Here is a 14,789-nt window from a genome sequence, read left to right as displayed (position 1 = left end):
GATTACGAAGCCTTGCTGCCGTGGAACTGCGAACCTCGACTTCACAGCTAAGCGCTTTACCTATCTTTAGCCAAGTGGGGTTTATGGAGCGCTTACAATGGACTTGCCTATCCCTTTGACTTCGATCAACTCATCGACCGACGTGAATTCGCCATTACTTTCCCGGTAGGCCACGATGGCGTCAGCCTTATTCTTGCCAATACCCGTCAAGATCTTTTGCAACGTCTCGGCATCTGCGGTATTGAGATTGAGCCGATCAGATTTTTGCTCCTGCGCAGCCACCACCGGCGTATCAACCACTGCGGCAGAACTGGCAGCGGGCGCCGCCGTTACAGCGATCGAGGCACTGGTCAACAGCGCGAACATCAGAGAAGAAAGGAAAGGGATTCGCATATTTAACGCTCCATAACAATGTGAAGCAGCATTCCAAAGCTGCCCCTGAAACTTAGACTACGGAGCGCAACTATCAAAGCCGTGAAGCGTTGCTGTTTATGTCCCTGCCTCGTCAGATCAACTCACTGCACCGCTGCGATGCCACAGACCTGAGACAAAGTCATCCATTATGTTTCATTGCGACGTTCCTGATACATCCAGTCAACGATTTCACCCTCAGGCGTATACCCGTTGACTGTTTCACGCAGCAACTGACGAACATGCGTGTAATCATCGCGCTCTACCGCATCCAGTAATAGCGTGAGCCGCCCTTTCAATACATCCCAAGGCAAGTAATCTTCATTGGCGCTCATGATCATCGGGTGCTCGGTGGCTACCACATTGTCGCCAATCAACAACTCTTCATACAATTTTTCACCGGGACGCAAACCGGTGAATTCGATCGAGATATCACCATGAGGGTTCTTCTCGGAACGAATACTCAGCCCTGAAAGGTGAATCATCTTCTCGGCCAGTTCGATGATCTTGACCGGTTCGCCCATATCCAGCACGAACACATCACCCCCGTGCCCCATTGATCCGGCCTGAATCACCAACTGAGCCGCTTCGGGAATGGTCATGAAATAACGCGTGATCTTGGGATGCGTGACCGTCAGCGGCCCGCCGCACTGGATCTGCTTGTGGAACAGCGGAATCACCGAGCCCGAAGAGCCCAGTACATTACCGAAGCGGACCATGGTGAAGCGAGTCTTGTTGACCTGATACACATTCGCCTTGTCGCCGAAAATAACGGGCGCGGTCTCACGGCTCAATGCCTGAAGTATCAGTTCGGCGAGACGCTTGGTGCTGCCCATGACATTGGTTGGCCGGACCGCCTTGTCGGTCGAGATCAGAACAAAGTTCGAAACGCCCGCCTGTAACGCCGCCTGAGCGGTATTGAGCGTTCCTACGACGTTATTGATGACACCTTCTGCAATATTGTGCTCAACCATCGGGACGTGCTTGTAGGCGGCAGCATGGTAAACGGTGTCGACGTGCCATGCTTTCATGATTGTCAGTAACTTGGGATGGTTGCGCACAGACCCCAGGATCGGCAACAGTTTGACGTTGAGCGACTCACGTGCGGCTCGCTGTTCAAGCTCTGACAGAATGCTGTAGAGGTTGAATTCGCTGTGGTCGAGCAACAACAGTTGGGTGGGTTTCAACAACAGGATTTGTCTGCAAAGCTCGGATCCGATAGACCCGCCAGCGCCAGTCACCAGTACGGTTTGGCCCTTGATGCAGTGCTCCAGCAAATTTTCCCGAGCGGGCACGGAGTCCCGACCCAACAGGTCGGCGATATCCACTTCCTGTAAATCGTCGACTTTGACCCGACCGGCAGCCAGATCCATGAACCCCGGCACGCTTCGCACATGCAGGGGAAACCCTTCCAGAAAACCGAGGATCTCACGACGTCGTCCGCGCGATGAAGAAGGAATGGCCAGCAGAATTTCCTGGGCGCCAGTGGCGTCGATCATTCGCTGGATATGCTTGGGCTTGTATACCTGAAGACCCGAAATCACTCGATTGGAAATTGACTCGTCATCATCGATGAATGCGACGGGGTGCATCAGCCTGCCCATTCGCAAGGCTGCGACCAACTGATTGCCTGCAGCACCTGCGCCATAGATCGCAACCTTTTGCAGGCCATTGTCGCCTTTGGCAAAGGGCACATGCTGCGCTGCTGAAAACCAGTCCCCCAAAAAATACTGCCGCATAGCCAGGCGCAAACCACCGATCATGACCATGCTCAGCCACCAGTAGTTGAAGATCACCGAGCGGGGAACCAGTTGCTGATGGTTGCTGTAGACATAAACCATGCAGCTGAGGATTAGTGAGGACAGCGTGACAGCCTTGATAATGGCGATGAGCGCGTCGTTACCAAAGTACCGCATGACTGCGCGGTACATGCCAAAGCGTATAAACAGAGGAATGGCAGCCAGCGGCGCACTGATGAACAGCCAGGTGTGTTTTTCCAGCGGATTGACCAGATCGTCGACGCCCAGCCGAACAACAAAGGAAGCCCACAGCGCGAGCCAGACCAGAAGAACGTCAGCAGCAACCTGAATTATTCGCTTTTTGCGGCGTGGCAACGCCAGCAGAATAGCTCGTAACTTGCTCATCAATTCTTCGGTGCTCCTTTGCCTTGTTTGTAGAGTTGCCTTGAAAAACCGGTTCCCGTGCAACGTGTCAGAGGATATGACAATTTGTAATTCATTTCGTTAACTTCGCTCGGCCTTACCAGCACCGAACCTGATCGCCAAAATTACCAAGGGCACATAGGCGATAATCAGCCCTGCCGCACCCTCCCCATTCTTCAACACGACCCACAGGGCAATGGGAAGCAACCAGAACAGATTGATCAAACCCACGCCCAACGTCACAGGAAGGTGCTTGCCATAGCGGCGGGACGCAAACTGATAGGCATGGCTACGATGAGCTTCGTAGAGCTTTTCCCCGCGCAGCAAGCGGTGAAAAAGCGTAACGGTCGCATCTACTACAAACACACCCAGCAAGATCAACCATGCCCAGAATAGCTGAGGTGAGGTCCAGGACGCCTGAACAGAAAGTATTCCGAGCACAATCCCCAGGAAACCGCTGCCAGCGTCCCCCATGAATATTCGCGCCGGAGGGAAATTCCAATACAGAAAACCAGTGACAGCGCCCGCCAATAACAATGGACCCCAGAGCAGGCCGCTTGAACCACTCAGCACATAGATGAGGCTGATACCGCCACAGACCGTTACGGCCTCAACGCTTGCAATACCATCTATGCCGTCCATGAAATTATAGAGATTAAGCATCCACACGAGATAGAACGCTGCCAGTATCTGAACGACCATACCGGGGTGAACAGTCATTCCGATGAAACGGACAGGCGCCAGACCGTCCAGCCAGATCAGCGCCCAGACAGCTGCCGCGAAATGCCCAAGCAATCGCCAGCGGGCTGCAATGTGGCCATGATCGTCCATAAAACCCAGCACAGCGACCAGCGCTCCTGCACCCGAGAGCGCAATCGCGACCGATGACGGAATCAGCCCTGCCAGCGCCAATGCCACTGTTGCGAGCAAGAACGCCACGACAATGGAGACGCCCCCACCGCGCGGGGTCGGCACAGTGTGCGAGCTTCGCGCATTGGGTATGTCCATAAGGCTTCTGGACAAAGCGTACCGACGGATCGATGCCGTCAATGCCAATGAAAGAAACGCGACAGTGATGACCGACAGCCACTCAAGCATGCGCATGTTCCAGATAGTATCGAGCGGTTTCCTTCATTGCATCCTCAAGCCTGACAGGCGGAACCCAGTCAAGCATCGTACAGGTTTTGGTGATATCGACCTGCAACGACCCACAAAGACGTTCGGAAAAGTCTTTTTTGCCAATTACGGTGGCCACTTTACGCAGGAGCCATGCAGGTACCGGCAACAAGCGGGCAGGCCTGCCCAGCGCCGTACTGATTTCTTTCAACAATTGAGTAGTGGAAAGATCATGTCCGTCGCTGACCAGAAATGTCTGTCCGCAGGCTGCAGGATGCCTGATGCAGCAGGTCACAAGATCTATCAGGTTACCGAGAGCTACCAGGCTGCGGCGATTAGCAACGGCACCCAGCGGTAATGGCAGCCCCTTGTCGAGCCAGCGCATCATGTTCAGAAAGTTGGCTTTCACGCCGGGCCCGTAAACCAGAACAGGCCGGATGATCACAACCTCCATACCGGTGCGTGCGCCCAACTCCCGCAGACCCTGCTCCGCCTTGTGTTTGGAAGCGCCGTAAGGATCAACCGGATCGCACTCATCGTCCGCCTTGAAAGGCTTGCCCAGGGGTGTGGATTCTCCGTTGACCTTGATCGAACTCATGAAAATGAAGCGTTTGACACCGGCCGCAGCAGCCTGCTCTGCCAGGTTCAGTGTCGCAGCGACGTTTGTACGAAAGTATTCGATTTCGGGTCTGGTCACCGAGTCATTCAGCACATGAACCCGCGCTGCGCAATGGATCAGTACATCCACACCCTCTACAAACGAGCTCCACCGATGGTCAGGCGCAAGCGATGCGCCGTTTACCACTTCGACTCGCTCATGGGACGACGAGTACGGAGTGCGAACCGCGACACGTACGTCCATCGCTGTCCTGTCGATAAGATGGCGAACGAGAGCACTGCCCACAAAGCCTGTGGCGCCGGTTATCGCAACCAATGCAATCTTGTCGCCCATATGAACGCCCTTTCAAAAGCGTGGGAATATTACTGACACGAAGCATTTTAGCAACCGGTATTATTCAGTCACTCCCTTTCAATATGGATCAGTCACGACTTTAACCTGAGTAAAAGTGCGTTACCGCGATTACTCTCACAACCACTTAGAAGTAATAACACAGGACCTGAGGAAAATTCTTACACCCCATGGCGCACCACCATAACAATATCAGCCGCCCGCGTTCTAAAACGCCACACTAGTGAATCAAGGGATCATCACGTCGACACTACGCTGTTCAAGTGCATACTTGCGCAGCAGCACATTCCTCAACGCCTTCTTTGCTGACACTTCACCATGGACCAGACGAATCTGCGCGGGCCACTGATCCATACCCGTCACGAACTCGACGAGCCCAGGCTGATCCGCATGCGCCGAATAACCACTTACGGTGGAAACGCCCGCCTGAATACTGAACCTTTCGCGGTCCAGTTCGACGTATCCCCCTTTGGGACCATGCGCCTGAATGGCGGCGCCTGGTGTGCCCTTGGCCTGATAACCGACAAATATGACGTTGTGCCGGGCATCACCCAGCATGGCCTTGAGATAATTGACGATCCTTCCCCCTGCACACATACCGTTACCGGCAATAACAATCGCAGGCCGTGCAGTACTGGCGAGATAATTGACTGCCTGTAGATGCTGAGCATGGCTATCGATGGTAATCAGTTGGGCAAATTCCAGCGGGGCTCGGCCCTGATCAAGTCGCGCTCTGGCAGGCTCATCCCAGTAGTCGGAAAACGACTGGTAAACCTTTGTGAATCGGCTGGCCAATGGTGAATCCAGGATGATCGGTAACTGAGGCCAGTCCAGCACAGCACCATCTGCACTGCCAGCGCCTGCTGATCGCTCACACACCAACGCCTTGCTACGCAGAATATCTTCCAGCTCATACAGCAGTTCCTGAGTGCGCCCGATACTGAACGCGGGAATCAGAACAGTGCCGTTATCCTCCAGCGCCTGATCAATGATCTGTTCCAGGCGTGCCTGTCGAGCTGCTCGATCTGCATGTACGCGGTCACCGTAGGTGCTTTCGAGAATCAGAATATCAGCACGCTCGGGCGACTTGGGCGCAGGTAACAACGGGGTATGGGTTGAACCCAGATCACCCGAAAAAACGACACGCTCCGAACGATGCTCCATCGGATATTCCAGATCACATTCGACATACGCCGAGCCAAGAATATGACCGGCCCGTTGCAGACGAATCCTGCAGACCAGCAATTCGCTGTCAACCAGGGTAAACCAGTGGTCGAACGGGACGGCAATGGTGCGTTTATTGATTGTCTCGAGAATGCGGTCTGCCTGAGCGACATCGTGACCATACTCAAGCTTCAACTGATCCTCCATGACCAGTGGCAGCAAGTGCGCGCTTGGTTCGCTACAGATAATGGGGCCTTTATAACCCGCCGCCAACAACTCCGGGATACGGCCTACATGATCGTGATGCACATGAGTCACCAGCAGAGCTTTGATTGCCGCTGGGGAAAAGCTGAAGGCTTCGGCTGTCGCGCTTTTGTTGGCGTGCTGCACGGATCCACAATCAATCAGCAGGCTGTTTTCAGCGTCCATGCTCATCTGGTGGCAGGAACCTGTCACGGTACTGACCGCGCCGTGATGTATAACCTGGGGGTACGACATGAGGTGACCTTATGCAAATAATCGACAGTCAAGCGGGGCCTGGAAACAGCCAGCACACTTGAAAAAACAGGCGATGTATTCTGCACTCGGCGACTTTACATACAAGACTTGACACCAGCAAGCCAAAGGCAATAAGAACCACGCGGACTGCAAAGCGCTAAACGCTGGACCGCCCTGAAACGGGCACTTTCAGTAGCGACTAAAAACTTTCCTACATTAGATATAGAACAATCGCTAATCGCCAGAGGATTAATCTTACAGAAATATAAGGCTTACTTTCGAAAACAAAACACTATCCAAGGTCATGAAGAAGACGCTGACAGGTTTAGAATAAAGTAGATGTCCGTCGAAGAGTTCACAGGTACGGATTCAGTTCGCCAGATAATCATCCGGCGACACCGAGCCTACTTAGCACGAACAGTGCGGGTACGAACCGCAGCCGCTTTGCGCAGACTGGCGATCCACGCGAGAACTGGACCGATCAACATGCCCAACAAAAACGCGATTACGACTGGAACCGCAAATGGGAGCGGCGGCGCTGACCAGCCGAACATGATCAGTGTGACGAGCTGCTGATTTTCGAGCACAAATACAGTGGTCGCCAACAGGACGAGAAGCACAACGGCGATCAGAATGATTCGTTTGAATATGCGCATCGGATAATCCTTGGTTTGACGGCTTCAGAAGCCCTCTTCTTCGTCTTCGTTGACCCGATCCCGCAGTTCCTTGCCTGGCTTGAAATGGGGAACGAACTTGCCGTCGAGGCTGACAGACTGACCGGTTTTAGGATTGCGTCCTACACGCGGCGCACGGTAATGCAAGGAAAAGCTACCGAAACCCCGAATCTCGATACGGTCACCCGTCGCCAGACACTGGGACATTTGTTCAAGCATGGTCTTGATGGCCAACTCCACATCCTTGGATGAGAGCAGCCCTTGATGGGTGACAATTCGTTCGATCAACTCCGACTTCGTCATATTTTTCTCTTCTTTTTCAAGCAGCTAGGTCAGCGCTCCGAAGGTTTTAGCATGACCGGATGGTTTTGAACAGCCCATGTATTGACTTATGTGAAGCGTTGTCAACTACGCATGAAGACATGACAAGTGCATGACGCACCTGAAGGCTATTTCAATCGACGATGGGAAGGCAGCAACGACGTGGCCTGGAGGGTCGCTGGGGAGGTTTTCTGCCTGCAAAGGTGGGTGACAGAGGCCCAGCGAAAAATGCCGTAGAGGCTTGAATTACAGGCATGAAAAAGGGCGACCGAAGTCGCCCTTTTTTTGGTCAAGCAGAACTTAGTTCTGTTTTTCCATTTGCGCGCGCAACAGGTCACCAATAGTGGTTGGACCAGTGCTTTCAGCGACTTCAGGCTTGCTACGCAGGCTCTGGATCGCTTCTTTCTCGTCTTCAACGTCTTTCGACTTGATGGACAAGCTGATTACGCGGCTCTTGCGATCAACGCTGATGATCTTGGCTTCGATCTCTTCGCCTTCTTTCAGAACGTTACGTGCATCTTCTACACGGTCACGGCTGATTTCGGAGGCTTTGAGGGTCGCTTCGATGTCATCGGCCAAAGTGATGATGGCGCCTTTGGCGTCAACTTCTTTAACGATACCGCGAACGATAGCGCCTTTGTCATTGACAGTTACGTACTCGGAGAACGGATCGCTTTCCAGCTGCTTGATACCCAGCGAGATACGCTCACGCTCTGGATCAACAGACAGGATCACGGTGTCGAGCTCGTCGCCCTTCTTGAAACGACGTACGGCTTCTTCGCCCACTTCGTTCCAGGAGATGTCGGACAGGTGAACCAGGCCGTCGATGCCGCCGTCCAGACCAATGAAGATACCGAAATCGGTGATCGACTTGATGGTGCCGGAGATCTTGTCGCCCTTGTTGAACTGGCCAGAGAAATCTTCCCACGGGTTCGATTTGCACTGTTTGATGCCGAGGGAGATACGACGACGCTCTTCGTCGATGTCCAGAACCATGACTTCCACTTCGTCGCCAACCTGAACGACTTTCGACGGGTGGATGTTCTTGTTGGTCCAGTCCATTTCGGAAACGTGTACCAGGCCTTCTACGCCTTCTTCCAGCTCTGCGAAGCAGCCGTAGTCGGTCAGGTTGGTTACACGGGCAGTCACACGAGTGCTTTCCGGGTAGCGAGCCTTGATAGCAACCCATGGGTCTTCGCCCAGTTGCTTCAGACCCAGGGAAACACGATTGCGCTCGCGATCGTACTTCAGAACCTTCACATCGATCTCATCGCCAACATTGACGATTTCCGATGGATGCTTGATACGCTTCCAGGCCATGTCGGTGATGTGCAGCAGGCCATCGACGCCACCCAGATCGACGAATGCGCCGTAATCGGTGAGGTTCTTGACGATACCTTTGACTTGTTGGCCTTCCTGCAGGGACTCGAGCAGAGCTTCGCGCTCGGCACTGTTCTCGGCTTCCAGGACACTGCGACGGGAAACGACAACGTTGTTGCGCTTCTGGTCCAGCTTGATGACCTTGAACTCGAGCTCTTTGCCTTCCAGGTGAGTCGTGTCGCGCACAGGGCGAACGTCAACCAAAGAACCAGGCAGGAACGCACGGATGCCGTTAACGTCGACAGTGAAGCCGCCTTTAACCTTACCGTTGATAACGCCCTTGACCACTTCTTCAGCTGCGAAAGCTGCTTCCAGAACAATCCAGCACTCAGCGCGCTTGGCTTTTTCGCGGGACAGCTTGGTTTCGCCAAAGCCGTCTTCGACCGCGTCCAGCGCAACGTGCACTTCGTCACCGACCTTGATGGTCAGCTCGCCAGCGTCGTTGTAGAACTGCTCGAGCGGGATGACGCCCTCGGACTTCAGGCCAGCGTGTACAGTTACCCAATCGCCGTCGATGTCGACAACGATACCGGTAATGATTGCGCCCGGCTGAAGGTTCAGGGTTTTTAGGCTTTCTTCAAAAAGTTCTGCAAAGCTTTCGCTCATTTTAATTCCTGTTGATCAAGGGCGAAGAATACGCCCATCTGCCACGCTCCAGACAACGTGGGTTTCGTTCATATTTAAGGAAGCCTGCGAGACTATGTCTGGTCTCCCGCAACGCCCCTTGGTCATCCGGCAATGTCGCGCAGTGCGACTTCACTCAGGATGCGTTCCAGCACCTGCTCGATGGACAATTCAGTGGAATCCAGCTGTATGGCGTCTTGCGCCGGCTTCAGCGGTGCTACCGCTCGCTGGGTGTCACGCTCGTCGCGTGCACATATCTCATCTAGCAGACTCGACAGACTAACATCATCGCCCTTGGCCTTCAACTGCAAGTAACGACGTCGAGCTCGCTCTTCGGCACTGGCGGTCAGAAATATCTTCAACGGCGCGTCCGGGAAAACCACAGTTCCCATATCGCGGCCGTCTGCCACCAGGCCTGGCTCTTCCTGAAAAGCACGTTGACGCTGAAGCAGCGCTTCACGTACCGCAGGCAGTGAAGCCACTTGCGAAGCACCGCTGCCCACCTGTTCGTTACGAATCGCATGGGTCACGTCTTCGCCCTCCAGCACGATGCGCTGGCCCTGCCCGGCTCCCGAAGCCTCGAACTGAACATCCAGATGCGCAGCCAAGAGCTTGAGCGCCTCTTCATTGGTCAGGTCGACGCCATGATTGCGGGCTGCGAATGCCAGCAGACGGTAAAGCGCGCCAGAATCAAGCAGGCACCAGCCCAGCTTTCTGGCCAACAGCCCGGCGACAGTGCCTTTTCCGGAGCCGCTAGGTCCGTCGATGGTAATAACGGGTGCTTTGATTTTCACTTTTTGTCCTCTTGCGCTACTTGCATGCCGACGTGAGCGCATAGCGCCAGAAAATTGGGAAACGACGTGGCGACGTTTGCGCAATCATGAATAAGGATGGACGCCGAAGCTCGCAGCGAAGCAACGCTGAATGCCATGGCAACGCGGTGATCACCCCGTGCGTCCACTTCGCCACCGCCCAGAGAACCGCCCTCGACAATAATGCCCTCAGGTGTTGATTCAATTGCGATGCCGAGCGTCGAAAGGCCCTCGACCATCAGGCGAATACGATCTGACTCCTGAATCCGCGAAAGCTCCGGACCACGCAGAAGAGTACGCCCCTGAGCACACGCTGCGGCTACCAACAGTACTGGAAGCTCGTCGATAGCCAGCGGCACAAGCGCCTCAGGGATAATAATCCCCTTTAGCTGCGCTGAGCGCACATGAACGTCTGCAACTGGCTCGCCGCCAACTTCACGTACGTCGTGCAGCGTGATGTCGCTGCCCATCAGGCGAAGGATATCGATCACACCCGTACGGGTCGGGTTGATGCCGACATGTTCAAGCACGAGGCTCGAGCCTTGACCAATAGACGCTGCAACCATGAAGAAGGCTGCTGAAGACAGATCAGCGGGCACCTCAATGCGAGTGGCTGCCAACCTGCCACCGGACTCGATGGACGCTTGATTGTCAGTGACAGTGACCGGGTAGCCAAAACCGCGCAACATACGCTCGGTATGGTCCCGAGTCAGTGCAGACTCGGTAATGACGGTGCGCCCGGTCGCATACATTCCCGCCAGCAACAGGCATGATTTGACCTGCGCACTGGCCATCGGCGAAGCGCAGCTCAAGCCTTGAAGGTGCTTGCCACCACGAATGGTCAACGGTGGGCGGCCCTGAGCAGCGGTTTCAATCACTGCACCCATTTCACGTAACGGCTCAGCCACGCAAGCCATTGAACGGCGGGACAACGACGGCGCTCCGGTGAGGGTAGTGTCGAAACTCTGCGCCGCCAGCAAGCCGGAGAGCAGGCGCATCGAGGTGCCGGAATTACCCAGATAGACAGGTCCTGGTGGCGCTTTCAGGCCTCGCATGCCGACACCATGAATGGTCACTCGACCGTGATGCGGACCTTCGATCACGACGCCCATATCCCGAAAGGCCTGAAGGGTCGCCAATGCGTCCTCCCCTTCCAGAAACCCCTCGACCTCGGTCACGCCTTCGGCCAACGAGCCCAGCATGATCGAGCGATGGGAGATGGATTTGTCGCCCGGCACACGAACGCTGCCAGCGACACGTCCGCCCGGCTCGGTGCGAAAACTCACACTGACATCGCTACGGGCTTCCACATAGGCGCGGCGAGCGAGAATTTTGCCGAAATGCTCGCGAGCAACCCGTGCGCGAGTGAAGACACCCAGCAGTTGACGACCGTCTCCGGCATCAACGGCATCGCGCAGCGCGTCAAGATCGCTGCGGAATGTGTCCAGCGTGCGCAGCACCGCCTCTCGGTTGGCCAGAAAAATGTCGTGCCACATCACCGGATCGCTCCCGGCAATGCGTGTGAAATCACGAAAACCGCCCGCTGCGTACCTGAATATTTCCAGATTTTCATTACGCTTGGCGAGCGAATCCACCAGACCGAACGCCAATAAATGGGGCAGATGACTGGTTGCCGCCAACACTTCGTCGTGACGCTCGACCTGCATATGCTCGACGTCTGCACCCAACGCGGACCAAAGGTGATCAACCAACGCTACCGCGTCGGGATCCGTTTCCGCCAGTGGCGTCAGAATGACTTTGTGGCGCTTGAACAATTGGGCATTGGAAGCCTCGACCCCACTCTGCTCGGAGCCGGCAATCGGATGCCCCGGCACAAAACGCGAAGGCATGCAGCCGAAGGCAAGCCGGGCAGCTCGAACAACATTGCCTTTGGCGCTGCCGACGTCCGTCAACACCGCATTGCCCAGGTCAAGAGGCGCCAACAGTGCGAGCAGCTTCTCCATGGCCAGTATGGGAACGGCCAGCTGGATCACGTCGGCGCCGACACACGCCGCGGCCAGATCTGCCTCACAGCGATCAACGACACCAAGCTCGACAGCCAGTTTGCGGGACTGCGGGTCAAGATCGACGCCGACCACTTCACGGCAAAGGCCGCTTTCACGAATCCCTTTGGCAAAGGATCCGCCAATAAGACCGAGGCCAACTACTACAAGCCGGCCGACCAAGGGCCGAACCGGCTGCTCTGAAATCACATCAACCACGCGTAAATACCTGACTGTCCAGCGGGTACGGGTTACTCGATACGCTGAAAACGTCGCCGCTCATGCAGGGCAACTTCAAAGCACCGCTTTCGGGTAGGAACCCAACACCTTGAGCGCAACGGCCTCGTGGCTGATCTTTTCCAGGACAGCCTTGACCAGCGGGTCCTTGTGGTGACCGACGAAATCGATAAAGAATACGTAGGTCCACTTGCCGCTGCGTGACGGACGGGTCTCGATACGCGTGAGGTCAAGGCCATTTTCATGGAACGGCACCAGCAACTCGTGCAATGCACCCGGCTTGTTGCTCATCGATACGATGATCGAGGTCTTGTCGTCGCCTGTCGGCGGGACTTCCTGGTTGCCGATGATCAGAAAGCGCGTGGAGTTGTCCGGACGGTCCTCGATCTTCTCGGCCAGACGGGTCAGGCCGTAAAGGCCCGCCGCCATGTCGCCAGCGATAGCGGCCGAGTTCCACTCACCCTTGACCCGCTTGGCAGCCTCGGCGTTGCTGGCAACCGCGACACGCTCAACATTCGGGTAATGGGCGTCCAGCCATTTGCGGCACTGGGCCAACGATTGGGCGTGGGAATAGATGCGCGAGATGCTCTGGGTCTTGGTGCTTTCCCCGACCAACAAGTGGTGGTGAATGCGCAATTCGACTTCGCCACAAATGACCATGTCGTGCTCGAGAAAGCTGTCGAGCGTGTGGTTGACCGCGCCTTCGGTGGAGTTTTCCACCGGCACGACACCAAAATTGACAGCGCCCGCCACCACTTCACGAAACACTTCGTCAATGGCGGCCATTGGCAGACTGATGACCGCATGCCCGAAATGCTTCATGGCTGCAGCCTGAGTGAACGTACCTTCAGGCCCCAGATAAGCGACTTTCAGCGGCTGCTCAAGCGCCAGACAGGACGACATGATCTCGCGAAACAGCCGCGCCATCTCTTCGTTGCTCAAAGGGCCGCGGTTGCGGTCCATGACCCGCTTGAGAACCGCTGCCTCGCGCTCTGGCCGATAGAACACAGGCACTTCGCCTTCCGCCAGCGATGACATTTTCACCCTGGCCACTTCCTGGGCACAGCGAGCACGCTCACTGATCAACTCCAGGACCTTTTCATCGAGGCTGTCGATGCGGACGCGCAGCGCCTTGAGTTCTTGCTCGGACATCAACCGTGCTCCTTCTCGAAGTCTTTCATGTATGCGACCAGCGCATTGACGGCGGTGAGATCGACGGCGTTGTAAATGGATGCACGCATCCCGCCCACCGAACGGTGACCTTTGAGGTTCAGCAGGCCGTTGGCGTCGGCACCCGCCAGGAACGGTTTGTCCAGACGATCATCAGCCAGACGAAACGGCACGTTCATCCACGAGCGATCCGGCTTGTTGATCGGGTTGCTGTACAGGCCGCTGCCATCAATAAAGTCATACAGCGTGCGCTGCTTGATATCGTTCAGCTTACCGATGGCCTCGACGCCGCCCTGCTCCTTGAGCCACTCGAAGACCAGACCGGACAGGTACCAGGCCAGCGTAGGCGGCGTGTTGTACATGGAGCCATTGTCGGCCGCGACCTTGTAGTTGAGCATGGTCGGGCACAACGAACGCGCACGGCCCAGCAGGTCTTCGCGAATGATCACGACCACCACACCACTTGGACCGATGTTCTTCTGAGCTCCGGCGTAGATCATGCCGAAGCGCGAGATATCCACAGGGCGCGACAGGATGTCCGAGGACATGTCCGCAATCAGTGGCACATCTCCGGTTTCAGGTATCCAGTTGAATTCCAGCCCGCCGATGGTTTCGTTCGGAGCGTAATGAACGTAGGCGGCATCTTTGGACAGCGACCATTCGTTCTGACCTGGAATCGCAAAGTAATCATAAGACTTGGCGCTGGCGGCAACGTTGACACTGCCGTAGCGCGATGCTTCTTCGATTGCCTTTTGCGACCAGATACCTGTATCGACGTAATCGGCCTTGCCATTTTCAGGCAGCAGATTCAATGCGATCTGGGCGAATTGCTGGCTGGCACCGCCTTGCAGGAACAACACTTTGTAATTGGAGGGAATGGACAGCAGGTCGCGAAAGTCCTGCTCGGCCTTGTTGGCGATGGAGACGAACTCATCGCTGCGGTGGCTCATCTCCATGACGGACAGGCCTTTGCCGTGCCAGTCCAGGAGTTCCGCCTGGGCACGCAGCAGAACAGCTTCAGGAAGCGCGGCAGGACCTGCGCAGAAGTTAAAGGCTCGCTTGCTCATATCCACTCTCGTCAAATACGTTGGGTCTGTACGCACTTTGTTGAAGAAGCCTGCCAATGACGAGCATGCAGCGGCGCAATCATTGGCAGCTTCTGCAGGAATTCAGATTCGGCCGGTGACGCTCGCCGAATGCCGCAAGGGCTGGTCTTGCCTGCAGTGCACATGCACTCACAGACGAGC

At 55.6% G+C, this 14,789-nt stretch carries 12 protein-coding genes; all 12 read right to left on the bottom strand.

Annotation, left to right across the window (positions count from 1 at the left end; all coding sequences use genetic code 11):
• Positions 1–81 precede the first annotated feature (81 nt).
• The 12 genes from KDX37_RS25480 to serC all read right to left on the bottom strand — a co-directional run bounded on the left by KDX37_RS25480 (position 82) and on the right by serC (position 14,609).
• On the bottom strand, positions 82–393 hold the full coding sequence (locus KDX37_RS25480) for a ComEA family DNA-binding protein (RefSeq protein ID WP_231655924.1): 312 nt from the start codon (positions 391–393) through the stop codon (positions 82–84).
• 167 nt (positions 394–560) lie between these two features.
• Positions 561–2,555 carry a polysaccharide biosynthesis protein gene (locus tag KDX37_RS25475; protein WP_231655922.1) on the bottom strand — a complete coding sequence of 665 codons (1,995 nt, stop codon included), beginning with the start codon at positions 2,553–2,555 and terminating at the stop codon, positions 561–563.
• Between the two features lie 99 nt (positions 2,556–2,654).
• Positions 2,655–3,671 (bottom strand): MraY family glycosyltransferase, encoded by a 1,017-nt coding sequence (locus KDX37_RS25470; RefSeq protein WP_231655920.1) that lies wholly within the window; start codon positions 3,669–3,671, stop codon positions 2,655–2,657.
• Positions 3,664–4,641 carry a UDP-glucose 4-epimerase family protein gene (locus KDX37_RS25465; RefSeq protein ID WP_231655918.1) on the bottom strand — a complete coding sequence of 326 codons (978 nt, stop codon included), beginning with the start codon at positions 4,639–4,641 and terminating at the stop codon, positions 3,664–3,666. Before KDX37_RS25465 ends, KDX37_RS25470 begins: the two co-directional genes overlap by 8 nt.
• Positions 4,642–4,887: 246 nt before the next feature.
• Entirely contained in the window at positions 4,888–6,321 is a 1,434-nt protein-coding gene (locus KDX37_RS25460; RefSeq protein ID WP_231655915.1) for an MBL fold metallo-hydrolase, read from the bottom strand.
• 404 nt (positions 6,322–6,725) lie between these two features.
• Positions 6,726–6,977, bottom strand: coding sequence for a lipopolysaccharide assembly protein LapA domain-containing protein (locus KDX37_RS25455; protein WP_231655914.1), 252 nt, complete (start codon positions 6,975–6,977; stop codon positions 6,726–6,728).
• Between the two features lie 24 nt (positions 6,978–7,001).
• Entirely contained in the window at positions 7,002–7,298 is a 297-nt protein-coding gene (gene ihfB, locus KDX37_RS25450) for an integration host factor subunit beta (RefSeq protein WP_002554561.1), read from the bottom strand.
• Positions 7,299–7,616: 318 nt separating this feature from the next.
• Positions 7,617–9,302, bottom strand: coding sequence for a 30S ribosomal protein S1 (rpsA, locus tag KDX37_RS25445; protein ID WP_231655912.1), 1,686 nt, complete (start codon positions 9,300–9,302; stop codon positions 7,617–7,619).
• A gap of 122 nt (positions 9,303–9,424) precedes the next feature.
• A complete protein-coding gene (cmk, locus tag KDX37_RS25440; RefSeq protein ID WP_231655910.1) occupies positions 9,425–10,156 on the bottom strand; it encodes a (d)CMP kinase in 732 nt (243 codons plus the stop codon).
• On the bottom strand, positions 10,111–12,318 hold the full coding sequence (locus tag KDX37_RS25435; RefSeq protein ID WP_231655929.1) for a bifunctional prephenate dehydrogenase/3-phosphoshikimate 1-carboxyvinyltransferase: 2,208 nt from the start codon (positions 12,316–12,318) through the stop codon (positions 10,111–10,113). The genes cmk and KDX37_RS25435 overlap by 46 nt, the downstream gene beginning before the upstream one ends.
• Positions 12,319–12,429: 111 nt before the next feature.
• Complete coding sequence (gene pheA / locus KDX37_RS25430) at positions 12,430–13,524, bottom strand: prephenate dehydratase (RefSeq protein ID WP_231655908.1); 1,095 nt, start codon at positions 13,522–13,524, stop codon at positions 12,430–12,432.
• Positions 13,524–14,609 (bottom strand): 3-phosphoserine/phosphohydroxythreonine transaminase, encoded by a 1,086-nt coding sequence (gene serC / locus KDX37_RS25425; protein WP_231655906.1) that lies wholly within the window; start codon positions 14,607–14,609, stop codon positions 13,524–13,526. The genes pheA and serC overlap by 1 nt, the downstream gene beginning before the upstream one ends.
• Between the last annotated feature and the right edge of the window lie 180 nt (positions 14,610–14,789).

Source organism: Pseudomonas californiensis, assembly GCF_021147775.1.
In the GTDB taxonomy this organism is placed as follows: Bacteria; Pseudomonadota; Gammaproteobacteria; order Pseudomonadales; family Pseudomonadaceae; genus Aquipseudomonas; species Aquipseudomonas californiensis.
This window is presented reverse-complemented; position numbering and strand designations above follow the sequence as displayed.